Source organism: Streptomyces sp. NPDC127106 (genome assembly GCF_042677605.1).
In the GTDB taxonomy this organism is placed as follows: Bacteria; Actinomycetota; Actinomycetes; order Streptomycetales; family Streptomycetaceae; genus Streptomyces.
This window is the reverse complement of record NZ_JBHXTC010000059.1, coordinates 18,519-43,822: the sequence shown is the minus strand read 5'-3', so window position 1 is coordinate 43,822 and position 25,304 is coordinate 18,519. Positions and strand designations below refer to the sequence as shown.

The window sequence follows — 25,304 nt, the reverse complement described above, 5'->3', positions numbered from 1 at the left end:
CCGCGGGCCGGCGCCCCCCCGGCAGCTAGCGCTTCGGAGGGGCCGAGTGCTTGGCCGGAGGGCTGGTCGGCTCGTCGCCGGACGAGGCGAGCCAGCCGCCGACCCCGAGCGCGGCCACCAGGCCCACCGCGGCGGCCGACAGCGCCAGCCGCCGCCGACGGACCGTGCCCGCCCGGTGCCGGGCGGCCCCCGGCCGGTGGCCCCCGGCCGGCCGCGGCACCCGCGCCGTGCCCAGCGCGCCCCCGGCCAGCTCGTCCGGCGCCGGCACCCGCATCGAGGTGTGGGTGTCCCTGTTGGAGTCGGTCGCGGTGCCCGGCACCAGCGGGACGACCCCGCGGCGCCGGACCGGCTCGGCCTGCCCCGGGGCTTCCCGCGCCTCGGGCTGCTCCGGCTCCGCGTCGTCGGGCTCGTCCACGTCCAGCGGCGGCATCCCCGCCAGCATCGGCAGCAGGTCCCGCAGCCGCGCCGACAGCTCGGAGGCCCGCAGCCGCGAGGCGGGGGCCTTGGCCAGGCACTGCACGACCAGTTGCCACAGCTCGTCGGGGATCCCGGGCAGCGGGACCACGGTCTCCGTCACGTGCCGGCGCAGCACCGCGCCCGGGTGGCCGCCGCCGAAGGGGGTGAACCCGGCCAGCAGCTCGTACAGGACGGTGGCCAGGGCGTATATGTCGACGGCCGCCCGCGGCGGGAGGCCCTCCACGATCTCCGGGGCCAGGTAGTCCGGCGTGCCGATGATCCGGGTGGCCGGGGCCGACGCACGGCCCGTCGCGGCGCCCGCCCCGGCCCGCTTCGGCGAGTCGATCAGCTTGGCGACCCCGAAGTCGGTGAGCAGGGCGGGGTGCGATCCGCCCGGCCCGAGCGGGCCCTGCATGTCGAGCAGCACGTTCTCGGGCTTGACGTCGCGGTGCACGACCCCGGCGGCATGGGCCGCGGCGAGCGCGTCCGCGACGTCCGCGACGATCGCGACGGCCGCCTCGGGGGCGAGCCGCCGCTCCCGGTCCAGGCGCGTGCGCAGGTCCGTACCGCGCACGAGGTCCATGACCAGGGCCAGGTCGTTGCCGTCGACGACGAGGTCGCGGACGGAGACGATGTGCGGGTGGTCCAGGCCGAGCAGTGCGCTGCGCTCCTGGACGAAGCGTCCGACCAGTTCCTGGTCGGACGCGAGGTCCTCGCGCAGGAGTTTGACGGCGACGGGCCCGTCCGGCCCTTCGCCGAGCCACACCGTGCCCGCGCTGCCGCGCCCCAGGATCTGGTGTGCGGTGTACCGGCTGCCGATTTTCCGTGCCACGACTGCTCCCTCAGCGGCTGGCGTACGCCCCAAAGCTACGCGGCCGGAAGGGTGAAGGGGGGGGCGGGGCGGCGCGGGCGTTACATGAAAGGGGGTATAAATGCCCCGCATGTGTGTAAAAATAGATATTCAGGCCCGGGGGCGGCGGCCCCCCGCACCCCGGCGGGGGGGCGCGTGGGGCGGGGCCCCGCGCGCCCCCCCCCCCCCCACCACTTCTACGGGCAAAATCGCGCCCGGATGTCGACAAATCTACGAAGTCGGCGCTGTGCGGGCCCGGTTCAGGGCGTGGTGCCGCTGCCGGTGTCGGTGCCGGAGCCCGTGGCTTCGCCGAGGGCCGAGACCCAGTCGACGATTCCGGTGCCCCAGCTCCACACCTGGTCCCACCAGCCCTTGCCGGTGCCGATCCACTCCTGGAGCGGGGTGAGCTCCCAGACCAGCCAGCCCGCCACGAAGAACACCAGGATCATGACCAGGCAGCCCTTGAGGCAGCCGAGGCCGGGGATCTTGATGGGGTTGGCGCTGCGGCGGCGCGGCTCGCGCGGCTCCCGCGGGGCGCGCGGCTGCGGCGGGGCCTGCGGGGGCGCTTGCCGGACCGGGGGCTGCGGGGCCTGCGGGGGCTGGTACGCGGGCTGCTGCTGCGGCTGCCGGTACTGCGGGGGCTGCGGCGGCGGGGGCGCCTGCTGCGGCTGCGGGTAGTACGGCTGCTGCGGTGCCTGCTGGTACTGCGGCGGCTGGGGGCGCTGCGGCTGCGGCGGGTACTGCTGCGGCGGCGGACCCTGACGGTACTGCGGGGGCCGCTGCGGCTGCGGGGGCTGCTGGGGCTGCTGGGGGCGCTGCTGCGGCTGCGGGGGCGCCTGCCGCTGCGGGCGGCGGCGCAGCGGGTCCTCGCTCGGGTCGAGGTAGTGCATCTGCGTCTGCTCGTTGCGCTCGCGCGCGGCCCGCATCTGCGTCTGCCAGGGGTGCGGCTGGTCCGGGCGCTCCACGGGCGGCATGACCGAGGTCGCGGCCGCGTCCGGGACGCCGGGGGCGCCGGTGCTCGGCAGGACGGAGGTGGCGTCGTCGGCGCCGACCGGCGGCAGGACGCTGGTCATGGCGTTCGGGTCGTACGCACCGGCCGGGCCGACGCCCGGCGCGGCGGCCGGGCGGGCGGGCAGCGCCTGCGTGGGGTCCGCGGCGCCCACGGTCCCGGGGACGGGCGCGGGCGAGGGGTCCGGCGCGAGCAGGGCGCCGACGCCGAGCGCGGCCTCGACCTCGTTCGGGGCGCTGTGCACGCCGATGCCGGCGGCGACCACGCGCAGGCCGCGGGCCAGGTTCTCGGCGCTGGGGCGCTCGGTCGGCTCCTTGCGCAGGCAGCGCTCGATGACGATCCAGAGCGGCTCGGGCACGGTCGGGGGGCGCTGCGGGTCCTCGTTGAGGTGCCGCTGGAGCACTTCGAGGGCGGTGGAGCCGGCGAACGGCGGGCGTCCGGTGACGAGTTCGTAGAGCAGGATGCCGGCGCCGTAGATGTCGACGGCGGAGGTCTGCGGGCGGCCCTCGGCGGATTCGGGGGCGACGTAGGCGGGGGTGCCGACGAACTCGTGGGTGCGGGTCAGGCCCGGGGAGTCGGCGAGGCGGGCGATGCCGAAGTCGGTGAGCATCGGCTTCATCCGGCCGTCGCCCTCGTCGAGGAGCACGTTGGCCGGCTTCAGGTCGCGGTGGACGATGCCGTCGGCGTGGCTGGCGGCCAGCGCGTCCGCGATCTGCGCGGTCAGCAGGGCGGCGGCCACCGGGGTGAAGGGGCCGTTCTCACGGATGTACTTGTGCAGGTCCGGGCCGTTGATCAGGTCCATGACGAGCGCGAGGAGGTCGCCCTCGACGACGAGGTCGCGGGTGCGGACGATGTTGGGGTGGGTCAGGCGCAGCAGGACCGAGCGCTCCCGCAGGAAGCGCATGACGATGTCCGGGTCCTGGGCCAGCTCCTCCTTGAGGACCTTGATGGCCACGGTCTCGCCGGGCTGGCCGGCGACGGCCGCCTCCGCACCGGCGGTCTCTCGCTGGCGGGCACGCCAGACGGTGCCCGTGGCGCCGCGCCCGAGCGGCTCCTCGAGCAGGTACTTGCTGCCGACTGGCCGCACGTCTCGCGCTCCCTGTGTCGTCCTGCGGTGGTCCCGCCGGTGGTTCGTTCTCCCGGTTCGTCTTCCGGGTTCGTTTTCCGGCCCACTCTAGGGGGTGTCCTCCCGGAAGACGCGGGGTACCGGAGGTTGGTTGCCGTACATATGTACGAAGGGTGACGTTCGAGGGGTATGCCTGGGGCGATTTTCCTCGGCTTTCCACAGAGGTTCCCCACGGATTTCCCGCGGGTGCGATCATTCAAGATCATTTCTTGGGGAGAACCGGGCGTGTTGTCCGCGACAGGTGCGAGGATGCACCCGTACGGAACGGCGGGGACGGGAGCCCCCGCCGGGTGGGGGTTTCGGGGCAGCCGTGCGGCTGCCGTCGTCCCCTGCCGGGCGCACGAACCGCGCACCGCGCAGAAGGGATCGCTGACGGCGATGCAGATCCGGCTGACCGTCCTCGGGTCGCGCAGCGGCCACCAGACCGCGCCCGCCGGGTGTGACGTGCTCGTCACCGCGCCCGCCGGGACCGCGCTGGCCGCGGTGGCCTCCGGGCTGGCGGCGACCGTCGGTGGGCCCGACACTCCCCCGGCCACCCCTGCGGGTACCCCCCGGGGCACGGTCGTGCTGTACGCCGGTGCGGAGCGCCTCGACCCGCAGCGGCAGGTGCTCGGGGAGCCGCCGCTCGTCGACGGGGCGGTGCTGGGGCTGTACGCCCCCGTGCCGGACGCCGCGCCGGACGCGGCCGAGGGCGCCCAGCTGCACGTGGTGGCCGGCCCCGACGCGGGCGGGGTGCACCTGCTGCACCCCGGGGCGATCCGGATCGGCCGCGCGGCCGACGCGGACGTCCCGCTGGACGACCCGGACGTGTCCCGGCTGCACTGCGCGGTGACCGTGGCGGCGGACGGGCGGGTGGCGGTCGCCGACCTGGACTCCACGAACGGCACGACGGTGGACGGGCGGGAGGTGGGCGCGCAGCCCGTGCCGCTGGCACCGGGCGCGCTGCTCCGGATAGGCGAGACCACCCTCCGCCTGGCCGTCTCCGCCCCGGACCACCTGCCGGTGGTCCCGGACCGCGAGGGCCACCTCTGCGTCCCGCCTCCGGCCGACGCCGCCACCCCGGCGCCCGCCACCCCGGCGCCCACCGCCCGGCCCGCCCCCACCGGCCCGGCGGGCTCCGCGGCGGCGTCCGGAGTCACGGGGACGGGCCCCCTCCCGGCCCGGCCCGGCACCACCGGCCCGGCGGAGTCGGGCGCCGGAGCCCCGCCCGCCGGCAGCACCGCAGGGGCCGCTCCGGCCGGCTCCGGCCCGGCGCGCCCCGTCGGCACCGCCCCGGTCGGCTCGGTCCCGCCGCGGCCCGCCGCCGCCCCGCCCGCCGCCGCTCCCTCCGCCACCGTCCCCGCAGGGCCCGCTCCGACGGACTCCGGCCCGGCGTGGTCCGGCTCCCCGGCTCCGGCGGGCCCCCGCCCGGCGGCATCCGGCCCCGCCGCCGGGTGGCGGGGTGGGTTCGGGGCGTGGGCGCGGCGGTGGATGCGGGGCGAGGAGGAGCCCGCGGCGTCCGCGCCGGCGCCGAAGGCCGCGGCTGCCGTGCCGGACGCCGACGACCCCGCCGCCCTGCTGCTGGCGGCCCTCGCGCCCACCCGGCGGCTGTGGTCCCGGCCGCGCGGCCGCCTCGACGTCGGCCTCGGCGCCGGCAGCCGGGTCGCGCTCCAGGACGTCGGCGCGCTCGGCGTCGCGGGTCCGCGCGCCCGCCTGTCCGGGGTGGCCCGCTCGGTGGTCGCCCAGCTCGCCGCGCTGCACGCGCCCGCGCAGCTGGAGATCGTGCTCATCAGCAGCGACCGGGCCCGTCCCGTGGCGCAGCGCCGCGAGGAGTGGGGCTGGCTCGGCTGGCTGCCCCACGTACGGCCCGCGCACGGCCAGGACTGCCGGCTGCTCCTCGCGTACGACCGCGACCAGGCCGCGGCCCGCACCGCCGAGCTGACCCGCCGCCTCGACGAGGGCCCCCTCGGGGTGAACTGGGTCACCGCCGACGACCGCGCCGTCCGCGGGGCGGCGGCCGCGTACCAGGGGCCGCACACCCTGCTCGTCGTGGACGGGGACCCCGGCACCTCCGCGGTGCGCGACCTCACCGGCCGGCTCGCCTCGCACGGGGCGGCCGCCGGGATCCACGTCCTGGTGCTGGCCGAGACGCCGGCCGCGACACCCGCCTCCCCGCTCTCCGACACCTACGAGGCCGCCTGCGCGGCCGTCCCCGCCTTCCGGGACTGCGGCGCGGCAGCCGTGCTCAGCGGCGACGTGGCCACCACCGTACGGACCTTCGCCGTCGCCGGCGGCACGCCCTGCCCGCCCGGCACCGCCACCCCCGCCGACGCCGTCTCCGCGGCCTGGGCGGAGCGGTTCGCCCGGGCGCTGGCCCCGCTGCGCGTCGGGACCGCCGGAGCCCCGCCGCAGCAGGCGGCCACGGCGCTCCCGCCGACCGCGCGGCTCCTCGACGAGCTGGGCCTGGCCCGGGCCACCCCGGCGTCGCTGATGGCCCGTTGGGCCGCGGCGACCGAGCAGGGGCAGGGCGTCGGCGGGCTCGTCGAGTTCGTGCTCGGCGGCGGCCGCGGCGGCCCGGTCGGGGCCGAGCTGGTGCAGGACGGGCCGCACCTGCTCGTCGAGGGGCCGGCCGGGAGCGGCCGCACCGAGCTGCTCCGCTCGGTCGCCGCGTCGCTGGCGGCCGGGGCGCGGCCCGACCGGCTGGCCCTCGTCCTGCTCGACGGGGCGGGCGGGGAGCGCGGTGACGGGCTGCTGCCCGCCGCCGACCTGCCGCACGTCTCGGCGCACCTGGTCGCCGCCGACCCGGTGCGGATGCGGGAGTTCGCGCAGGCCCTGGGTACGGAACTGAAGCGGCGCGCGGAACTGCTGGACGGGGTCCCGTTCGCGGAGTGGCACGCCCGCCGGGAGGTGTCCGACCGGATGGTGTCGCCGCGCCGGCCAGCCCCGGCGGAGCAGGTCGGCGCGGAGCAGGGCGGCAGCGGTGACGCGGATCAGCCGCGTACGGGCACGCTGCGGCTGCGCGCCGCCGCCGTACGCGTCGACCCGCCGGCCGGGCCGAGCCCGCTGCCCCGCCTGGTGGTGCTGGTGGACGACCTCGACGCGCTGGTCGCGCCGGGCCTGGGCAGTGCGGGCCGGCCCGCCGCCGGGTCGGTGGTCCGCGTCCTGGAGGCGGTGGCCCGGGACGGGGAGCGGCTCGGCGTGCACCTGGTGGCCGCGACCGCCCGTCCGGACCGTACGGCCGATACCGAGCTCGTCCGGAGCGATCCGCTGCGGGTGGAACTCGACGCGCCGGACCGGCCGGGTCCGGGCCGCGGTCTGCTCCGTTTCGCCGACGGGCGGACGGTCCCGTTCCAGGGCGGCCGGGTGACCGGCCGGATACCGCGGACGGCCACCCAGCGGCCGACGGTGGTCCCGGTGGAGTGGGAGCGGATGGGTGATCCTCCGGCCCGCCGTCCGGTGCGTGAGCTCGGCAACGGCCCGACCGACCTGGCCCTGCTGGCCAGTGCCCTGGACCGGGCGTCGCACCTGGTCTCGGCGGTACCGGTGCTGTTCCCGGCCGCCCCCTGACCGCGCCTGCGACGCCACCACCCCGGCGGGCCCCCGGCCGCGCGCCACGACCCCCGCGAGGCCCCCGTGAGCCCCGTACGGGCCCCCCGCTCTGCTCCCGGGGGCCCGGCGCGTCGCCGCCACGCCGGGCTGACGCGGTATTGCGGGGGTGCCCGGCTCGGCGTAGACCTGTGGAACGGGTCACACCACGGGAATCGGGGGCGAACCATGCTCAGGCAGGGACCGATCCATACGAAGAACCGTAGGAGCAGCAACCGCGCCTGGGCGGTCCTGGCCGCCGCGGGCGCCCTTGCGCTGAGCGGGTGCGGGGGCGGCGGGGGCTCGGAGGCGGATCCGCCTCCGGGGGCGACGGCCTCGGCCGTGCCGCGGGTGCAGTTACCGCGGCTGGACGGGGAGAAGCTCCAGGTCTCGGCGGTGTGGACGGGCCCGGAGCAGGCGAACTTCACGAAGGTGCTGAAGGAGTTCGAGAAGCGGACGGGCGCCACGGTCACCTTCGTGCCGGCCCAGGACCCGATCGTCACCTTCCTCGGCACGAAGATCGCGGGCGGGCAGCCGCCGGACGTGGCGCTGCTGCCGCAGGTCGGGGCGCTGACCGCGGCGGTGCAGAACAAGTGGGTGCAGCCGGTCGGCCCGGAGGCCAAGGCCCAGCTCGACGCGAACTACTCCGACGGCTGGAAGAAGCTGGGCGCGGTCGACGGCACCCCGTACGGGGTGTACTACAAGGCCGCCAACAAGTCGCTGATCTGGTACAACGCGAAGGCCTTCGAAGCGGCCGGGGTGCAGCCCCCGACGACGTGGAAGGAACTGCTGACCGTCGCGGACACGCTGTCCGCGTCCGGCACCCCGGCGCTGTCGGTGGCCGGCGCGGACGGCTGGACGCTGACGGACTGGTTCGAGAACGTCTACCTCTCGCAGGCGGGCCCGCAGAAGTACGACCAGCTCGCCAAGCACCAGATCAAGTGGACGGACCCGAGCGTCGGGCAGGCGCTGACCACCCTCGCCGAGCTGGTGGGCCGCAAGGACTTCCTGGCGGGCGGGCCGAGCGGGGCGCTGGCGACCGAGTTCCCGAAGTCGGTGACGCAGGTGTTCACCGGCGGGGACCGGCCGGCGGCCGCGATGGTCTTCGAGGGCGACTTCGTGGCGGTGAACATCGCCCAGACGGACGCGAAGATCGGCGAGGACGCCCTGGTGTTCCCGTTCCCGGCGGTGGGCGCCAAACCTCCGGTGGTTTCGGGCGGTGACGTGGCGGTCGCGCTGAAGCCGTCGAAGGGCGCGCAGGCGCTGCTGACGTTCCTGGCCTCCCCGGACGCGGCGGAGATCCAGGCCCGCGAAGGCGGTTTCCTGTCCCCGAACAAGGCGGTGAACCCGTCGGCGTACCCGAACGACATCCAGCGGGGCATCGCGCAGGCCCTGATCGCGGCGGGCGACGACTTCCGCTTCGACATGTCGGACCAGGCGCCCGCGGCTTTCGGCGGGACCCCGGGCGCGGGCGAGTGGAAGGCGCTGCAGGACTTCCTGGCGAACCCGTCGGACGTGGCGGGCACCCAGAACAGACTGGAGGCGGAGGCGGCCAAGGCGTACGGGAACTGACCCCGTGACGTCCTCGACCGGTACGGGGGCGGCCGCGCGCAAAGCCGCCGCGCGCAAAGCCGCCGCGCGCAAGGCCGCGCCGTCGTCGCGGTCCGGGCAGGCCCGGCACCGCCGCCTCGTCGCGGCGGCGTTCCTCCTCCCGGCGCTGGTGCTGCTCGGGGCGCTCGTCGTGCACCCGATCGGCTACTCCGTCTACCGCAGCCTCTTCGACCGCTCCGGCGACCGCTTCGTCGGCGGGGACAACTACGCGGAGATCCTGCGCGACGACGCCATCCGCACGGCCGTGGAGAACACGGCCGTGTGGGTCGTGGTCGCGCCGGCCGCCGCCACGGCCCTCGGTCTGGTCTTCGCGGTGCTCACCGAACGGGTGCGCTGGGGCACCGCGTTCAAGCTGCTGGTCTTCATGCCGATGGCGATCTCGATGCTGGCGGCCGGGATCATCTTCCGGCTGGTCTACGACCAGGACCCCGACCGGGGCGCCGCCAACGCGGTGCTGGTCGCGGTGCACGACACCTTCGCGCCGGCGTCGGCGTTCCCGCGGGCCCGCCCGGGCCGGGACGCGCCGCTCGTCCCCGCCCGGGGCGCGGACGCGGGCGGCTACGTCACCCGCGAGCCGGTCCGGGCGGGCACGCCGGTGCTGCTCCCGCTGGTCGGCGTCGCCCCGGAGACGCTGCCCGGGGGCACCCGGACGGCGCGGCCCGCGGCGGCGGAGCCGGGCCGGGTCACGGGGACGGCCTGGCAGGACTTCACGCGGGGCGGGGGCGGCCGGACCAACGCGGTGGACCCGGCGGAGTCCGGCTTCGCCGGGATGCGGATCGAGGCGGTCCGGGACGGCCGGGTGGTGGAGTCGGCGACGACCCGCGCGGACGGCACGTTCAGCATGTCCGCGAAGGCCGACGGGGCGCTGCTGCGGCTGCCCGCGTCGAACTTCCGGGAGCCGTACGCGGGGGCGGACTGGCTGGGCCCGTCGCTGGTCACCCCGGCGATCATCGGCGCGTACGTGTGGATGTGGGCCGGGTTCGCGATGGTGCTGATCGCGGCGGGGCTGGCCTCCGTGCCGCGGGAGCTGCTGGAGGCGGCGCGGGTGGACGGGGCGAACGAGTGGCAGGTGTTCCGCCGGATCACCGTCCCGCTGCTGGCGCCGGTGCTGGCGGTGGTCCTCGTCACCCTCGTGATCAACGTGATGAAGATCTTCGACCTGGTGTTCGTGATCGCGCCGGGCTCGGTCCAGGACGACGCCAACGTCCTGGCCCTCCAGCTGTACCGGACCTCCTTCGGCACGGACGCCGACGCGGGGCTGGGCAGCGCCATCGCGGTGCTGCTGCTGGTGCTGGTGGTGCCGGTCATGCTCTACAACATCCGCCGCATGCGCCGGGAGGCCCGCCGATGAGCTTCGTGCACACCGCAGCCTCGCGGGCGGCCGGCGGGGCGGTCCGCGTCTTCCTGGTCTGCGCGGGCCTGTTCTGGCTGCTGCCCACGCTCGGACTGCTGGTCTCCTCCTTCCTGGACCCGGGCGACCTGAACCGCGGCGGCTGGTGGCAGGCGCTGACCGCGCCGGCCCGGCTGACGACCGGGAACTACGAGCGGCTGCTCGCCAACGACGCGATCACCGGCTCGCTGCTGAGCACGGTGGCCATCACCGTGCCCGCGACCCTGCTGGTGCTGGTGCTGGGCTCGTTCGCCGGATACGCCTTCGCCTGGCTGGAGTTCCCGGGCCGGGACTGGTTGTTCCTGGTCGTCGTCGCGTTGCTCGTCGTCCCGGTGCAGGTGGCGCTGATCCCGGTCTCCGAACTCTTCGGCACCCTCGGCCTGTTCGAGACGACCGCGGGGGTGGTGCTGTTCCACACCGCGTTCGGGCTGCCGTTCGCGGTGTTCCTGCTGCGCAACTTCTTCGCGCAGATCCCGCGGGAGCTGCTGGAGGCGGCCCGGCTGGACGGGGCCGGCGAACTGCGGCTGTTCGCCCGGGTGGTGCTGCCGCTGGGGGCGCCCGCGATCGCCTCGCTGGGCATCTTCCAGTTCCTGTGGGTGTGGAACGACATGCTGGTCGCGCTGGTCTTCGCTGACTCCTCGCACCCGCCGGTCACGGTCGCCCTCCAGCAGCAGGTACGGCAGTTCGGCAACAACATCGACGTCCTCGCGCCCGGCGCGTTCTTGTCGATGGTGGTGCCGCTGGTGGTGTTCTTCGCGTTCCAGCAGCAGTTCACGACCGGGGTGACGGCCGGCGCGGTGAAGTAGGACGGTCGCGCTGGGCGGCACCACCGTGGGCGACACGGTCGGCCGCCGCCACGGCCGGACCCCGCGGGGACCGGCTTCGACGTGCCGCGTTGACGCGGTGTAACCCGTTTGCCGCACACCGCGTAACCCGGTCGCCGCACCGGGGGTTCCTGGGAGGTAAGCCCGCGCCGACTCCTGGATGTGCCGTGCCCCGGTTCAGCGTCATCGTGCCCGCGTACAAGGTTCAGGCGTACCTCCAGGAGAGCCTGGAATCGGTCCTGTCCCAGTCCTACCCGGACCTGGAACTGATCGCCGTCGACGACGCCTCGCCCGACGCCTGCGGTGCGCTGATCGACGAGTACGCGGCCCGCGACCCCCGGGTGACGGCCGTGCACCTGGCGCACAACCTGGGCGCGGGCCCGGCCCGCAACGCGGGGCTGGCCCGGGCGACCGGCGACTACCTGGTCTTCCTCGACGGCGACGACACCCTCGCCCCGGGTGCCCTGCGGGCCGTCGCCGACCGGCTGGGGCACACCGGTTCTCCCGACGTCCTCGTCTACGACCACGCGCGTCTGCTCGTGACCGGGGACACGGCCCGCAACCCGCTCGCCCACCTGCTCGGCGAGGACGGCCCGGCCAGCTTCCGCCCCGCCGACCGCCCGGCCCTCCTCCGCCTGCCGGCGGCGGCCTGGAACAAGGCCTGCCGCCGCGACTACGTCGAGCGGGAGGGGTTGTCCTTCCCGACCGGCCTCTACGAGGACCTCGTCTGGAGCTCCCAGGCGCTGCTGGCGGCCGAGTCCGTCGCCGTCCTGGACCGGGTGTGCGTGTACGACCGGCAGCGGCGCACCGGCTCGCTCCGGACCACCACCACCCGCCGCCACCTCGACGTCCTCGACCAGTACGAGCGGGTCTTCGGCCTGATCGCCACCCGCCCCGGTCTGGAGCGCTGGCGGCCGGCCGTGCACCGACGGACCGCCGGGCACCTCTGCGCCCTGTACGCGGACCCGCGCCGCCTCCCGCGCGCCGCCCGGGCCGAGTTCTTCGCGCGGGCCTGCGCGCTCCTGCGCCGCCACCGGCCGGCCGACCCGGCCCCGCCGCCGCTGTCGCTGTCGCGCGCCGACCGGATCCGGCACGCCCTGATGCGGCTCGGCCTGCGCCGCACGTACGGCGCCCTGGCGGCGCTGGACCCCGCCGGGGCGGCCGCGGCCCGGGCCGGGACCGCCCTGTGGCGGGGGCTGCGCGAGACCGCGCTGCGCCTGCACTACCGCCTCCAGCGGCTGCTGCCGCTGCGCCGGGAGCTGGCCGTGTTCTCCGCGTACTGGCACGGCGGCTACGCCTGCAACCCGGCGGCGATCGAGGCCAAGCTGCGCGAGCTCGCCCCGCGGATGCGGACCGCCTGGATCTGCGATCCCCGGCACGCGGCGACCCTCCCGCCGCGGACCGCCCTGCTGCGCCCGGGCTCGGCCGCGTACTGGAGCGCGTTGGCGCGGGCCGGGTACCTGACCACCAACGTCAACTTCGACCGCGGCCTGGTCAAGCGCCGGGGTCAGGTGCTGCTGCAGACCCAGCACGGGACTCCGCTGAAGCGGGTCGGCCTCGACCTCCAGGACCGGCCGGCGGCCGCCCCCACCACGGACTTCGACGGTCTGCTGCGCGGCGCGGACCAGTGGGACTACCTGCTCTCCGCGAACCGGCACTCCACGCTGGTGTGGGAGCGGGCGGTTCCGGCCGCCTACACCACCCTGGAGTACGGCTACCCGCGCAACGACGCCTTCCACCGGGCCACCGGGCCGGACGTGGCGGAGCTGCGCGAGCGCCTGGGCATCCCGGCGGGCTCGACGGCGGTCCTGTACGCGCCGACCCACCGCGACTACCGGCGCAGCCGCCCCGAGCACCTGGACTTCGAGCGGGTGTTGCGGGACCTGGGGCCGCGCTTCACGATCCTCTCCCGCCGGCACCTGACCTACGCGGACACGGGCGCGGGCACCGGGGCGGGCCCGGTGGGCGAGCCGGTGCGCCACCCGCGCCTGATCGACGTCTCCGCGCACCCCTCGGTGGAGGAACTCTGCCTGGCGTCGGACGCGTTGGTGACGGACTACTCGTCCCTGATGTTCGACTACGCGGCGCTGGACCGCCCGATCGTCATCCACGCGGACGACTGGGAGGCGTACGAGGCCGCCCGCGGCACCTACTTCGACCTGCGGAGCTGCCCACCCGGGGCGATCGCGCGGACCGAGGACGAGCTCGTGGACATCTTCGCCACGGGCCACTGGCAGGGCTCGCGCTCGGCGCAGCTGCGGGCTGCGTTCCGGGCCCGGTTCTGCCAGTTCGACGACGGGCACGCGGCGGAGCGGGTGGTGCGCCGGGTCTTCCTGGGGGAGCCGTCGCCGGTCCCGCCGGTGGTTCCGCTCGTGGACCGGCGGCCCGCCCCGGCGCCGTCCTCGCGCACCCCGGAGCCCGCTCTGGCCCCCCTGACCACACGGGGCCTGTGGCCGTAGGGGTGAAGGCGACCGCCCGGGCCGGCCGCCCCCGCCGGCGGCCCCCGCCGGCGGCCCCCGCCGGCTGCCCGGGCCGCCGCTTCCGGTCAGGGCCGCCCGGGAGCCATGGACGTGAGGCCTGCCACCACCGAGGCGGCCAGGTCGTCGAGGTAGCCGGGCGGGACCTCGTCGCGGACCACCACCTGCCGCCAGTACAGCGGCCCGATCGCGAGGTCCAGCGCCCGACCGGGATCCGTGCCCGGTGCCAGCTCGCCGCGCTCGACGGCGTCGGACACGATGCCCTCGGCCATCCGCCGCTCCCCGTCGAGGAGGGCGCCGCGCACCGCGTCCGCGATCTCCGGACTGCGGGCCGCTTCGACGAGCAGGTCGGGGATCACCGCGGAGGCCACCGGGTGGCGCAGCACGTGGGACATGACCTCCAGCAAGGCGCGCACGTCTCCGTGGAGCGAGCCCGTGGCGGGTACGGGCAGGCCGTCCACCGCGAAGGCCTGCACCAGGTCCAGGACCAGGTGGAGCTTGGACTTCCAGCGCCGGTAGACGGCCGTCTTGCCGACTCCGGCGCGCCGCGCGATCCCCTCGATCGACATCCGCGAGAACCCGACCGCGGCCAGCTCCTCCAGTACCGCGGCGCGGATCGCCTCGGTCACGTCCTCGCGCAGTACGGCGGCCCCGGCGGGGGCGCGGCGGGCGGGGGCGGGCGGGGAGGCGGCGGCGGGGTCCGTGGTCATGGACCGAGCATAGCCGGGCGCGCCAGCACCACTCCGTCACGACGATACGGTTGCGTTCCGTCGCATGCCGCCCTAGTCTCCCCGTAGCGACGATACGGATCCGTCCCGTCGCCCCTCACGTTCTGGCCCCGTCGAAAGCGACCCCCGTGACCGTGACCTCACCCGCCCCACCCGCCCCGGCCTCCCCGGCCGCCGCGAGCCCCGCGGAGCTGGCCGCCGCCCACGGCCTGACGGTCAGCGGCGCCCGCCCCCCGCTTCCGGAGTACGTGCGCCGGCTCTGGGGCCGCCGCCACTTCGTCACCGCGTACGCCACCGCCCGGATGCAGGCCACGTACAGCACCGCGAAGCTCGGCCAGGTCTGGCACCTGGCCACCCCGGTGCTCAACGCGGCCGTCTACTACTTCGTCTTCGGCATCGTCCTGAACGCCAGCCACGGCGTGCCCGACTACCTGCCGTTCCTGCTGACCGGCGTCTTCGTCTGGGACTTCATCGGCAGCTCGATCAACACGGGCACCCGCGCCGTGCACGCCAACCTGGGCCTGGTCCGCGCCCTGCACTTCCCCCGCGCGAGCCTGCCGCTGGCCTCCGTCCTCCAACTGTTCCAGCAGCTGCTGGTGACCATGGGCGCGCTCGTCGTGCTGCTGCTCGCCTTCGGCCAGACCCCCCGTCCCGCCTGGCTGCTGGCCGTACCCGTCCTGGCGCTGACGGCCGTCTTCTGCGCCGGCTGCGCCATGGTGATGGCCAGGATCGGCGCCAGGACCCCGGACGTCAGCCAGCTGATGCCCTTCGTGCTGCGCACCTGGATGTACTCCTCGGGCGTCATGTGGTCCATCGAGCAGATGCTCCACCAGGGCAACCTGCCGCACTGGGCCGCCCTCGCCCTGAAGCTCAACCCGGCGGCCGTCTACATCGACCTGATGCGCTACGCCCTCATCGACAGCTTCGACGCGCTCCCGCCCCACGCGTGGGCGATCGCCGTCGGCTGGGCCCTGCTCGCCGGCGTCGGCGGGTTCGTCTGGTTCTGGAAGGCAGAGGAGGAGTACGGCCGTGGCTGACCGCGTCCCCACCGTCATCGCCGACGACGTCCACGTCGTGTACAAGGTGAATACCGGCGCCCGCAAGGGCGGCGCCACCGCCGCCCTCAGCCGGCTGCTCTCCCGCCGGTCGGACCCGGGCGTCCGCGAGGTGCACGCCGTCAAGGGCGTCAGCTTCACCGCGTACCGGGGCGAGGCCATCGGCCTGATCGGCTCCAACGGCTCGGGCAAGTCCACCCTGCTCAAGGCGATCGCCGGACTCCAGCCCGTCGCCCGCGGCACCGTCTACTCCCACGGCCAGCCCTCGCTGCTCGGCGTCAACGCCGCCCTGATGAACGACCTCACCGGCGAGCGCAACGTGATCCTCGGCGGCTTGGCCATGGGCATGTCCCGGCAGCAGATCCACGAGCGCTACCAGGACATCGTCGACTTCTCCGGCATCAACGAGAAGGGCGACTTCATCTCCCTGCCCATGCGGACGTACTCCTCCGGCATGGGCGCCCGGCTGCGCTTCTCCATCGCCGCCGCCAAGGACCACGACGTGCTGATGATCGACGAGGCCCTGGCCACCGGCGACGCCGCCTTCCAGCGGCGCAGCCAGAAGCGCATCGAGGAGCTGCGCGCGCAGGCCGGGACCGTCTTCCTCGTCAGTCACGGCATCGGCACGGTCCGCGAGACCTGCGACCGCGCCATCTGGCTGGAGGCGGGCGTCCTGCGGATGGACGGCCCCGCCGACGAGGTCTGCTCCGCGTACGAGGCCCACACGGGCGGCTGACCCGCCCGGTGGCGGCTGACCCGCCCGGTACGCCCTACAGCGGCGCGGCCGCCTCCAGGAGGCGCGGCGGCAGGTACGGGGAGGCGACCCGGATGTTCCAGCCGCGGCGCCGGGCGTGGCAGGCCAGGGCCAGTGCGCCCAGGTCGAGGGCCGCGTCGCAGTCCTCGGCGCGGTCGGCCACCAGGTAGTGGTCGCGGTGGGCCTCCAGGGCGTCGAGGAGGGCGAGGTTGAAGCTCTCCTCGTCGCCCTCGACCAGCTGCGACAGCAACGCGACCGGGGGCGGCAGGAAGCCGCCCGCCGCGGTGCCCTCCCGGGCCCGTACGGCGTGCTCGGCGGCCTCCTCGGCATCCTCCCCGCGCAGATAGGCGTGCAGGGCCCGGCAGTACGCCGAGTAGGCGGGGGCGCCCTCCTGGAGCCGGGTGGGCCCGGCCAGCACGAGCGGGGCGAGGTCCTCGCGCACCCCCGTGATCAGGGCGAGGTGGGTCGCCGTGAGCCACTGGGCGAGCCCGGCCCGGTGACCGCTGTAGGCGGGGTACGTCAGGGTGCGCCCCTCGACGTGGACCACGGTCTCGGTGCCCGGCTCCGCCAGCGTGGTGCGGAACAACGCGGCGCCCACCGCGGAGGCCAGGTGCAGCCCCCGCAGCTGGACATCGGTGACGTCGGGGCCGTGCGTGGCGCGGGTCTTGAAGAGGATCTCCTGGTACTGCAGGGCGCTGGCCAGACGCCAGGAGGACAGTCCCGGGCCGTCCTGCGGCGTGAAGGCCTTGCGGGTGCTCTCCTCGAACCCGGCCTCGCCCTCCGCGGTCAGCGGCTGCGGGGCGAGGGGCCGTTCGAACTCCACGGTCCGCCCGCCCGCCAGCTCCGCGACCGCGTCCGGGCGCCGGTCGCGGCCGAAGGCGCCGACCCTCGGCCCGGGCTTGGCGAAGCCGGTGAGCAGCGCGTACGGCAGGTAGTCGGTGTCGACCGGCGGCCACCAGCCGTGGTCGCGGTGGCCGAGCGCGGCCAGAGCGATCGGAACGAGCGGCAGCAGCGTGCGCGGCTGGCTCCGCACCCAGGCCCCGGGCTGCTCGGCGTGGCGGTGCAGCAGCCCGACGAGTTCGGTGCCGTACGCCTCCCGGTCGCCTGCGGTCAGGGCGCGCAGGGCACGCAGGGCGGCGCTGTCCGGGTGGTCCGGGAGCGCCTCGCCGGTCTCCCGGGCGAGGGCGTCGATCCGGGCGAGCCCGGCGTCGATCGCGGCGAGCTTCGCCTCCTGTGACGGCGGGAAGTCCTGGTCGTCGTCGTTCAGGTCGCCGCAGACGTACGCCATGAAGCCGCCGACCAGTTCGGCGGCGGGCCGGCCCGCGTGCTGCGCCTGGGATTCCTGGCGGGCGAAGTGGAAGGCCTCGCCGTGCCGTCCGGTGTCTCCGTCGATCACGGCCAGGCAGAAGGCGTCGAGCCAGTCGTGGGGGCTGACGGACTCCCGGTCGGCCGGGTCACCGTCCCGGTCGTAGCTCATGCCGAAGTTGACGTAGTCGAGGAAGACGTGGAAGGAGTCGTACCCGTAGTACGCGGCGAACGACACCGCGCCCGCGGCGGCTTCCGCGGCGTCCTTCAGGACGGCCCGGGCCTCGGGGGTGTCGAGGCGGGGCGTCTCCACGGAGAGCGCGCCGAGGTAGTCGAGGAGCTCCTCGGAGATCGTCTGCCATTCGTACGTGGCCATGCGGTCCGCGCGGGACATGGAGCGGACCAGGGAGCCGATCCGGTTCACGAAGTCCTCGCGCGCCGCGGCGACCGCGGCCCCGCCCACCTGGTGTCGTTCGATGTGCACTGCTGTCCTGCTTCCCCGTGGTGTCGTGAGGTGGCCAAGCCCTGTGGCGGGCAACGCCCTACACGACGAGCGGCCCGGAACTCATGGTTCCGAGCCGCTCGTTCGCTCACGGCCCCGAAGGGTCGTCAGCTGCCGGTCGTCAGCTGTGCACGCGCAGCAGCGACCGCATCGTCCGCATCGCGACCGACAGGTTCGCGAGGTCGAAGTCGTCCGAGCCGCGGATCTCGTCCAGGGTGGTCCGGGCACGGGCGATGATCGCCGCGTTCTTGTCCTCCCAGGCCTCGAAGCGCTCCTCGGGGGTCGCACCGGCCTCACCGGCCGCCAGCACGTCGGCGGTCAGCGCCGCGTGCGCCGCGAACAGGTCCTCGCGGATGGAGGCGCGGGCCATGGACTGCCAGCGGTCGGCCCGCGGCAGCTCGATGATCCGGTCCATCAGCTGGGTGATCTCCAGGCGGTCGGCCAGGTCGTAGTACACCTCGGCGACGCCCAGCGGGTCCACGCCGGTCCGGTCCGAGATCGCCACGATGTCGAGCGTCGGGAAGGCCGAGGAGAACCCGGCGACCTTCGCCGCCAGCTCCTCCGGCACGCCCTCGCCGGTCAGCTCGTCCATGACCAGCTGGTACCACTCCAGGTCCGCGCCGCGCACCAGCTTCGGCAGCTCGGCCCAGACCTGGGCGACCCGCTCGGCGAACAGCTCGATGGTCTCGGTGATCTGGAGCGGCTGCGGCCGGTTGTTCAGCAGCCAGCGCGTGCCGCGCTCGACCAGGCGCCGCGAGTGCAGGCGCACCCGGGTCTGGACGTCCGCCGCGACCTTGTTGTCGAGGGCCTCGACCGCGTCCCACACCGCGGCCAGGCCGAAGATCTCGCGGGCCGCGAGCTGCGCCCGCACGATCTCCTCGGTGGAGGCGCCGGTCTCCTCGCGCAGCCGGTGCAGGAAGGTCGAACCACCGGTGTTGACGGTGTCGTTGACCAGCAGCGTGGTGATGATCTCGCGGCGCAGGGCGTGGGAGGCGATCTGCTCCGGGAACTTCGCGCGCAGCGCGGCCGGGAAGTACGCGTCCAGCAGGCGGCGCAGGTACGGGTCGTCCGGCAGCTCGGTGGTGATGAGCTCGTCCGCCACCGTGATCTTGGTGTAGGCCAGCAGGACGGCCAGCTCCGGCTGGGTCAGGCCGGTGCCGCCGCCGAGCAGCTCGCGGATCTGCCGGTCGCTGGGCAGGAACTCCAGGTCACGGTTGAGCTGGCCGGCCTGCTCCAGGCGGCGCACGAAGCGCTGCTGGGCGTGGAGCAGGCTGTGGGCCTGGGCGATGCCGTTGGCCAGGGCGGTGTTCTGCGCGTAGTTGTTGCGCAGCACCAGGCGGCCGACCTCGTCGGTCATCTCCGCCAGCAGGGCGTTGCGCTGCTTGACGGTCATGTCGCCGTCGGCGACGACCGCGTTCAGCAGGATCTTGATGTTCACCTCGTGGTCGGAGGTGTCCACGCCCGCGCTGTTGTCGATGGCGTCGGTGTTGACCTTGCCGCCCTCGCCACCGGCGCCGGTCCGGGCGAACTCGATGCGGCCGAGCTGGGTGAGGCCCAGGTTGCCGCCCTCGCCGATGACCTTGGCCCGGACGTCGGCGCCGTTGACGCGGATGGCGTCGTTGGCCTTGTCGCCGACCTCGGCGTGCGTCTCGGCCGTGGCCTTGACGTAGGTGCCGATGCCGCCGTTCCACAGCAGGTCCACGGGGGCGTGCAGGACGGCCTGCATCAGCTCGGCCGGGGTCATCTTGGTGACCCCCGCCTCGATCCCGAGGGCCTCCCGGATGTGCGCGTTGACCGGGATGGACTTCGCGCTGCGCGGGTGGACGCCGCCGCCCGCGGACAGCAGCTCGGGGTTGTAGTCCGCCCACGAGGAGCGCGGCAGCTCGAACAGGCGCCGGCGCTCGGCGTACGAGACGGCCGCGTCCGGGGTCGGGTCGATGAAGATGTGCCGGTGGTCGAAGGCGGCGACCAGGCGGATGTGCTCGGAGAGCAGCATGCCGTTGCCGAAGACGTCACCGGACATGTCACCGACGCCGACGACGGTGAAGTCCTGGGTCTGGGTGTCGTGGCCGAGCTCGCGGAAGTGCCGCTTGACGGACTCCCAGGCGCCGCGGGCGGTGATGCCCATGCCCTTGTGGTCGTAGCCGGCCGAGCCGCCCGAGGCGAAGGCGTCGCCCAGCCAGAAGCCGTACGACTCCGCGACGCCGTTGGCGATGTCGGAGAAGGTGGCCGTGCCCTTGTCGGCGGCGACGACGAGGTAGGTGTCGTCCTCGTCGTGGCGGACCACGCCCTTGGGCGGCACGACCTCGCCGCCGACCATGTTGTCGGTGATGTCGAGCAGCGCCGAAATGAAGATCTTGTACGCGGCGACGCCCTCGGCGAGCCAGGCGTCGCGGTCCACCGACGGGTCCGGCAGGTTCTTGGCGACGAAGCCGCCCTTGGCACCAACCGGCACGATGACGGTGTTCTTGACCATCTGCGCCTTGACCAGGCCGAGGATCTCCGTACGGAAGTCCTCGCGGCGGTCGGACCAGCGCAGACCGCCGCGGGCGACCTTGCCGAAGCGCAGGTGGACGCCCTCGACACGCGGCGAGTACACCCAGATCTCGAAGGCCGGGCGGGGCGCCGGCAGCTCCGGGATGGCCTGCGGGTCGAACTTCATCGACACGTAGGAGTGCTGCTCGCCCTGGGCGTTGAGCTGGAAGAAGTTGGTCCGCAGGGTCGCCTTGATCAGCGTGAGGAAGGACCGCAGGATCCGGTCCTCGTCCAGCGAGGCGACCTGGTCCAGGGCCCCGTCCAGCTCCTCCTGCATCGCGTCGACGAGCTCGGTGCCGGCGGACTGGCGTCCGGGCGACATCCGGGCCTCGAACAGCGAGATCAGCAGCCGCGTGATGTGGACGTTGTTGCGGAGGGTGTCCTCCATGTAGTCCTGGCTGAAGGTGGAGCCGGCCTGACGCAGGTACTTGGCGTACGCGCGCAGGATGACGGCCTGCCGCCAGGTGAGCTTGGCGCTCAGGACCAGGGTGTTGAAGTTGTCGTTCTCGGCTTCGCCCCGCCACACGGCGGAGAAGGCGTCCTGGAAGCGCTCGCGGGCGCCGTCGCCGAGGTAGTTGTCGCCGTTCCCGGCGACGGGCATGCGCAGGCCGAAGTCGTAGATCCACGCGCTGGTGCGGTCGCTGCGGCGCAGCTCGTACGGGCGCTCGTCGGTGACCTCGACGCCGAGGCGCTGCAGCACCGGCAGGACCGCGGACAGCGAGACCTGCTCACCGGTGCGGTAGATCTTGAACCGGCGCTCGCCGGGGCCCGCGCCGACCGGCTCGTACAGGGACAGCGCGAACTCGCTGTCGCTGGCGGAGAGCCGCTCCAGGTGGCACAGGTCGGAAACGGCCATGCGCGGCGTGTGGTCGGCCTTGTAGCCCTCGGGGAAGGAGCCGCTGTACTTGCGCAGCAGTTCGGCGGCGCGCTCCTCGCCGAGCTCGGCGACCAGGGCTTCGCCGAAGCCGTCGGACCAGGAGCGGGCGGCCTCCACGAGGCGGCCCTCGACGCGCTCGACGTCGGCGTCGGTCAGCGCGGGCAGCTCGGTGCCCTGCGGGACGCGGACGACGAAGTGGATGCGGGAGAGGATCGACTCGGTGTTCCAGGCGGTGAAGTCGACGCTGGTGCCGCCGAGCTCCTCCTTCAGGATGTCCATCAGCCGCAGCCGCACGCCGGTGGTGAACCGGTCGCGCGGCAGGTAGACGAGGGCCGAGTAGTAGCGGCCGTACTCGTCCTGGCGCAGGTACAGCCGCAGCCGGCGGCGCTCCTGCAGGTACAGGACGGAGGTGGCGATCTCGCGGAGCTTGTCGACCGGGGTCTGGAACAGCTCGTCGCGCGGGTAGGTCTCCAGGATCTGGAGCAGGTCGCGGCCGTCGTGGCTGCTCGGCGAGAAGCCGGCGCCTTCGAGCACCTCGGCGACCTTGCGGCGGATGACCGGGACGCGGCGCACGGACTCGGTGTACGCGGCGGAGGAGAACAGGCCGAGGAAGCGGCGCTCGCCGACGACGTTGCCGTCGGCGTCGAACTTCTTCACGCCGATGTAGTCGAGGTACGAGGGGCGGTGGACGGTGGCGCGGCTGTTGGCCTTGGTCAGCACCAGCAGGCGGTGCTCGCGGGCCTTGGCGCGGGCGTCGGCCGGCAGCCGGTTGAAGGACGGGGAGACCGCGTGGGCGTCGTCCTTGCCGCTGTGGTGCGGGTCGGAGCGCAGGATGCCGAGGCCGGTGCCGGGCACGGCCGCGAGGGCGTCGCCGTCGACGAGGTTGTACTCGCGGTAGCCGAGGAAGGTGAAGTGGTCGTCGGCGAGCCAGCGCAGCAGCTCGCGGGCCTCTTCGAGCTCGTACTCGTGGAGGTCGGCGGCGGTCGGCTCGTCGGGGAGGCCGTCGGCGATGCGCAGCGCGGCCTCGCGCATCTTCTCCCAGTCCTCGACGGCCTCGCGGACGTCGGACAGGACGCGCAGCAGGTCGACGGTGATCTGCTTGAGGTCGGCGCGGTCGGTCTCGCGGTCGATCTCGACGTGGATCCAGGACTCGACGAGGGAGTCGTGGGGGCGCGCGGTCTTGGGGCCGTGCGCGTCGCAGTCGGGACCGAGGATCTCGATCAGCTTGCCCGTGACGTCGCGGCGGACGACGACCTGGGGGTGGATCACGACGTGGATGCCGCGGCCCTGGCGGGACAGCTCGTTCGTCACGGAGTCCACGAGGAAGGGCATGTCGTCGGTGACGACCTCGACGACGGAGTGGCTGGAGGTCCAGCCGTTCTCCTCGACGGTCGGGGTGTGCACGCGGACGTTCGCGGTGCCCTGCGGCCGGGTCTCGGCGAGCCGGTAGTGCGACAGCGCCGCCCCGAAGACGTCGACGGGGTCCCGGTCGACGAGGTCCTCGGGGGCGGTGTGCAGGTAGTAGCGCTGGAGATAGGCGAGCGTCGTGTCCCGGTCGGGCCGCTCTTTCTGCTCGGCACCGGTCGGAAGGAGTCCCCCGGCCGGGCTGTGCTCAGCTACCCGGGCCGCCCGCGCGAGCAGCTCGGCCTTTGCTTCGTCCAGCTTGGTCTGCATGTCCTCTGGCTCCTGTCGCGCGCCATTGCGTGACGTAGGTGAAGGAAGGAATGACGTAGCGCCGCGCTGCGGGTAGTCCGTCCGGAAGCGACGCTATGTCGTCGTGAGAGCCGACCGGGAGGGATACGGCCAGAATCGGCCAGGCGTCCCGGCAGCGGGGATCAGCGAAGGCCCGGGCACGGTCGTGCGCCGGGCGCGGGCCGGGGGCGTCAGTGCCCCCGCGGACTATCGCGCTGATCACGGGTACCAGGCTATCTCGCCCTCCCCCCACCGCGTCACGGTCCGGATCTGTACAAAAGCAAGTCCGGAAGTTTGACGATGTGCGCAGTGACGCGGACCACCTCGCGTGCCAGTACCTATTCGGCCAGCTCGCGAGCAGTGGCTACGGCCTCTGCCAGGGTGTCCACGACCGGCACACCGGCTGATTCCAAACTGCTGCGGCTGTGCGAACCACCCGTGTAGAGGACGGCCCGCGCGCCCACGTGGGCGGCGGCCACGGCGTCGTCGACCGCGTCCCCGATGAGGACCGTGCGCCCGGCCGTCACACCGCCGGCCTCCAGGGCCGCCATGTGCCGGACCAGGTGGGCGGCCTTGGAGCTGTGCGAGGGGCCGGTGCGGCCGTCGACGCGCAGGAAGTGCCGGTCGATGCCGTACGCCCGCACCAGCGGTACGAGCCGGTCGTGGGGTGCCAGCGACAGCAGGGACTGGGTGAGCCCGGCGGCCTGCCAGTCGCTCAGCAGCTCCCGGGCCCCTTCGGCGAGCCCGGCGTCCGCGGCAGCGGCCCAGTAGTGGCGGTGGAACGCCTCGTCCATGACGGCCCACTCGGCTTCGGTGGGCAGCCGGCCCATGAGCCGCTCGTAGAACTTCGGCACCGGTACGACGTAGAGCTCACGGTAGCGCTCCAGCGTGATCGACGCGAAGCCGAACTCGGCGAAGGAGGCGTTCGTCGCCGTGATCACGGCGTCGATGTCGTGGAGCAGGGTGCCGTTCCAGTCCCAGACGATGTGGGTGGCCTTCGATCCGACGCTCATGCCAGGAGCCCCGGGATCTCCTGGACGCCGAACCACAGCAGCTCGTGGTCGTCGGCGCCGTCCACGGTGAACTGGGCGTCGTCGTCCCCGGCGTCGGCGGCCCCGACGGCCGCAGCGGCCGCCTCGACGTCCTTGACCGCGTCCTCGGCGTCCGCGTGGACGGCGGCCGCCGCGGTCAGCCGGACCGGGCCGGCGACGGCGACCTGCCCGAGGGAGGCCTCGTCGATCCCGGGGACGGCCGTGACGGCCTTGTCGGCCACGTCGAGGGCGACGACGACGCGCTTGCGCGGGGCGGTCGGGTCCTCGGCCAGCATCCGCAGGGAGGCGGTGGCGGCCCGGCCGAGGGCGGCGTACTCCAGCTCCTCGATGTCGTCCGACACGTACCACTCGCGCAGGCCGGGCGTGACGGCGTACGCGCGCAGGGGGGATCCGCCCAGCTCACCCGCCTGGTGCACCTCGGCGAGCCCGGGGACGGTCAGGGGGACGTACACGCGCATGGCCGGCTGCTTTCGGTAGTCGGGAACGCCCTCAGGATACGACGGTGGCGCAGCGGCGGCGGAAGACTGCGTGCGGTGACGGCCCCGGTCCCCCTTCGGGCTGCACGGGCGACGGCGGGGCGCGTCCACGGCGCGGCTCCAGGCGGCCCGTGTGCGGCCTCCTGCGGGGCTCCGGCCACCCGGATAGGTGAAGCGGCGCGGGACCCGCCGGGGCGCCACGGCTTTGTTGCGGAGCGTGTCGGGCGGCCGTAGAAGATCCCCGACGAAGTTACCGCCCGGTACCGCCCCGGGCCCGTACGCGTGGGGGACGACCGCCATGACCACCAGGACCGGGACCAGCAGGACGAGCAGCGCGACGCGGACGACGCAGGCGACGCGGACCGCCGGGCCGCCGGGGCGGCCGCCCCGGGCGGCCGGGCCGACCGGGAACGCCGCCCGGCCCCCGGGCCGTCGCGACCAGCGCCGCCCCGGCCCGCGGGAGGCCCGCCCGCAGGCCGCCCGCGGGCCCCACGACTGGTTCGCCGAACGCCTGCTGGCGGTGATCAGCGGCCAGCGCCCGGTGCACTCCCTGCTCGGCCTCACCATCGGACCCGCCTACGACCAGCTGGTGGGCCTGGCCCCGGCCGGTCCGCTGCGCAGCCGGTTGCGCCCGGTGCTGCACCGCTGCGGGCGCTTCCACCCGGGGCCGGGCGTCATCGAGGCCTTCGCCCGCATCGCCACCGGCGACCGGATCTCGGCCATGGCGTTCCGCCTGGAGCAGGGCCCCGACCTGCGCTGGCGCTGCGCCGCCGTCGAGATCCGGGGCCCGCTCCCCTGACCCCGCCCCCGCCGGGGCAGGGCGGGGCGGGGGACCTAAAGGCCGGTCCACCAGGCCGCCCCGGTACCGGTGGCCGTGGCCACCAGCGCGACCAGCCAGACGGGAACACGCTCGACCACGATGTGCAGCCCGCCGCAGCGCAGCTCGAACTGGGGCCGCTCACGGCGGCGCTCAACTCGCTTGTCCATGAAGGCAGTTAAGCACTCCATCCGTCAGGTCCCG

General features: G+C 74.5%; 16 protein-coding genes. 8 read left to right on the top strand and 8 right to left on the bottom strand.

The window, feature by feature from the left end; genetic code table 11:
- Positions 1–25: 25 nt before the first annotated feature.
- A complete protein-coding gene (locus tag ACFVGY_RS31920) occupies positions 26–1,288 on the bottom strand; it encodes a serine/threonine-protein kinase (protein ID WP_385684081.1) in 1,263 nt (420 codons plus the stop codon).
- 278 nt (positions 1,289–1,566) lie between these two features.
- The gene (locus ACFVGY_RS31915; protein WP_385684078.1) at positions 1,567–3,402 is read right to left on the bottom strand and encodes a protein kinase; all 1,836 of its coding nucleotides are present in this window, start codon (positions 3,400–3,402) and stop codon (positions 1,567–1,569) included.
- A 417-nt stretch (positions 3,403–3,819) separates the two neighbouring features.
- On the opposite strand from ACFVGY_RS31915, the gene ACFVGY_RS31910 reads away from it, so the two are divergent.
- The 5 genes from ACFVGY_RS31910 to ACFVGY_RS31890 all read left to right on the top strand — a co-directional run bounded on the left by ACFVGY_RS31910 (position 3,820) and on the right by ACFVGY_RS31890 (position 13,289).
- Complete coding sequence (locus tag ACFVGY_RS31910) at positions 3,820–6,987, top strand: FtsK/SpoIIIE domain-containing protein (protein WP_385684075.1); 3,168 nt, start codon at positions 3,820–3,822, stop codon at positions 6,985–6,987.
- A 207-nt stretch (positions 6,988–7,194) separates the two neighbouring features.
- Positions 7,195–8,577, top strand: a complete 1,383-nt coding sequence (locus ACFVGY_RS31905; RefSeq protein ID WP_385684072.1) for an ABC transporter substrate-binding protein — start codon at positions 7,195–7,197, stop codon at positions 8,575–8,577.
- A gap of 4 nt (positions 8,578–8,581) precedes the next feature.
- Positions 8,582–9,967 (top strand): carbohydrate ABC transporter permease, encoded by a 1,386-nt coding sequence (locus ACFVGY_RS31900; protein WP_385684069.1) that lies wholly within the window; start codon positions 8,582–8,584, stop codon positions 9,965–9,967.
- Entirely contained in the window at positions 9,964–10,812 is an 849-nt protein-coding gene (locus ACFVGY_RS31895; RefSeq protein ID WP_385684066.1) for a carbohydrate ABC transporter permease, read from the top strand. The genes ACFVGY_RS31900 and ACFVGY_RS31895 overlap by 4 nt, the downstream gene beginning before the upstream one ends.
- Positions 10,813–10,997: 185 nt before the next feature.
- The gene (locus ACFVGY_RS31890) at positions 10,998–13,289 is read left to right on the top strand and encodes a CDP-glycerol glycerophosphotransferase family protein (RefSeq protein ID WP_385684063.1); all 2,292 of its coding nucleotides are present in this window, start codon (positions 10,998–11,000) and stop codon (positions 13,287–13,289) included.
- An 86-nt stretch (positions 13,290–13,375) separates the two neighbouring features.
- Here the strand turns inward: ACFVGY_RS31890 and ACFVGY_RS31885 are convergent, their stop codons facing one another.
- Entirely contained in the window at positions 13,376–14,017 is a 642-nt protein-coding gene (locus tag ACFVGY_RS31885; RefSeq protein ID WP_385684060.1) for a TetR/AcrR family transcriptional regulator, read from the bottom strand.
- Positions 14,018–14,169: 152 nt separating this feature from the next.
- On the opposite strand from ACFVGY_RS31885, the gene ACFVGY_RS31880 reads away from it, so the two are divergent.
- Positions 14,170–15,072, top strand: a complete 903-nt coding sequence (locus ACFVGY_RS31880; protein WP_385684057.1) for an ABC transporter permease — start codon at positions 14,170–14,172, stop codon at positions 15,070–15,072.
- On the top strand, positions 15,065–15,826 hold the full coding sequence (locus ACFVGY_RS31875) for an ABC transporter ATP-binding protein (RefSeq protein ID WP_385684054.1): 762 nt from the start codon (positions 15,065–15,067) through the stop codon (positions 15,824–15,826). The genes ACFVGY_RS31880 and ACFVGY_RS31875 overlap by 8 nt, the downstream gene beginning before the upstream one ends.
- 34 nt (positions 15,827–15,860) lie before the next feature.
- Here the strand turns inward: ACFVGY_RS31875 and ACFVGY_RS31870 are convergent, their stop codons facing one another.
- From ACFVGY_RS31870 to ACFVGY_RS31855, 4 genes are all read right to left on the bottom strand, one after another.
- On the bottom strand, positions 15,861–17,633 hold the full coding sequence (locus tag ACFVGY_RS31870) for an immunity 49 family protein (protein WP_385684051.1): 1,773 nt from the start codon (positions 17,631–17,633) through the stop codon (positions 15,861–15,863).
- Positions 17,634–17,772: 139 nt separating this feature from the next.
- Complete coding sequence (locus ACFVGY_RS31865) at positions 17,773–22,737, bottom strand: NAD-glutamate dehydrogenase (protein ID WP_385684048.1); 4,965 nt, start codon at positions 22,735–22,737, stop codon at positions 17,773–17,775.
- Between the two features lie 356 nt (positions 22,738–23,093).
- The gene (locus ACFVGY_RS31860; RefSeq protein WP_385684045.1) at positions 23,094–23,768 is read right to left on the bottom strand and encodes an HAD family hydrolase; all 675 of its coding nucleotides are present in this window, start codon (positions 23,766–23,768) and stop codon (positions 23,094–23,096) included.
- The gene (locus tag ACFVGY_RS31855) at positions 23,765–24,265 is read right to left on the bottom strand and encodes a DUF6912 family protein (RefSeq protein WP_385684042.1); all 501 of its coding nucleotides are present in this window, start codon (positions 24,263–24,265) and stop codon (positions 23,765–23,767) included. The genes ACFVGY_RS31860 and ACFVGY_RS31855 overlap by 4 nt, the downstream gene beginning before the upstream one ends.
- Before the next feature lie 316 nt (positions 24,266–24,581).
- On the opposite strand from ACFVGY_RS31855, the gene ACFVGY_RS31850 reads away from it, so the two are divergent.
- Positions 24,582–25,082 (top strand): Rv3235 family protein, encoded by a 501-nt coding sequence (locus tag ACFVGY_RS31850; RefSeq protein WP_385684039.1) that lies wholly within the window; start codon positions 24,582–24,584, stop codon positions 25,080–25,082.
- A gap of 35 nt (positions 25,083–25,117) precedes the next feature.
- Here ACFVGY_RS31850 and ACFVGY_RS31845 read toward each other — a convergent pair whose 3' ends face one another.
- Complete coding sequence (locus ACFVGY_RS31845; RefSeq protein ID WP_385684036.1) at positions 25,118–25,270, bottom strand: hypothetical protein; 153 nt, start codon at positions 25,268–25,270, stop codon at positions 25,118–25,120.
- Positions 25,271–25,304: the final 34 nt, after the last annotated feature.

What these genes read in the sequence shown, in the direction of transcription:
- ACFVGY_RS31910 (WP_385684075.1), top strand. Translation starts at nt 3,820, where the DNA reads ATGCAGATCCGGCTGACCGTCCTCGGGTCGCGCAGCGGCCACCAGACC.
- ACFVGY_RS31905 (WP_385684072.1), top strand. Translation starts at nt 7,195, where the DNA reads ATGCTCAGGCAGGGACCGATCCATACGAAGAACCGTAGGAGCAGCAAC.
- ACFVGY_RS31895 (WP_385684066.1), top strand. Translation starts at nt 9,964, where the DNA reads ATGAGCTTCGTGCACACCGCAGCCTCGCGGGCGGCCGGCGGGGCGGTC.
- ACFVGY_RS31885 (WP_385684060.1), bottom strand. Translation starts at nt 14,017, where the DNA reads ATGACCACGGACCCCGCCGCCGCCTCCCCGCCCGCCCCCGCCCGCCGC.
- ACFVGY_RS31865 (WP_385684048.1), bottom strand. Translation starts at nt 22,737, where the DNA reads ATGCAGACCAAGCTGGACGAAGCAAAGGCCGAGCTGCTCGCGCGGGCG.
- ACFVGY_RS31860 (WP_385684045.1), bottom strand. Translation starts at nt 23,768, where the DNA reads ATGAGCGTCGGATCGAAGGCCACCCACATCGTCTGGGACTGGAACGGC.
- ACFVGY_RS31855 (WP_385684042.1), bottom strand. Translation starts at nt 24,265, where the DNA reads ATGCGCGTGTACGTCCCCCTGACCGTCCCCGGGCTCGCCGAGGTGCAC.
- ACFVGY_RS31850 (WP_385684039.1), top strand. Translation starts at nt 24,582, where the DNA reads ATGACCACCAGGACCGGGACCAGCAGGACGAGCAGCGCGACGCGGACG.
- ACFVGY_RS31845 (WP_385684036.1), bottom strand. Translation starts at nt 25,270, where the DNA reads ATGGACAAGCGAGTTGAGCGCCGCCGTGAGCGGCCCCAGTTCGAGCTG.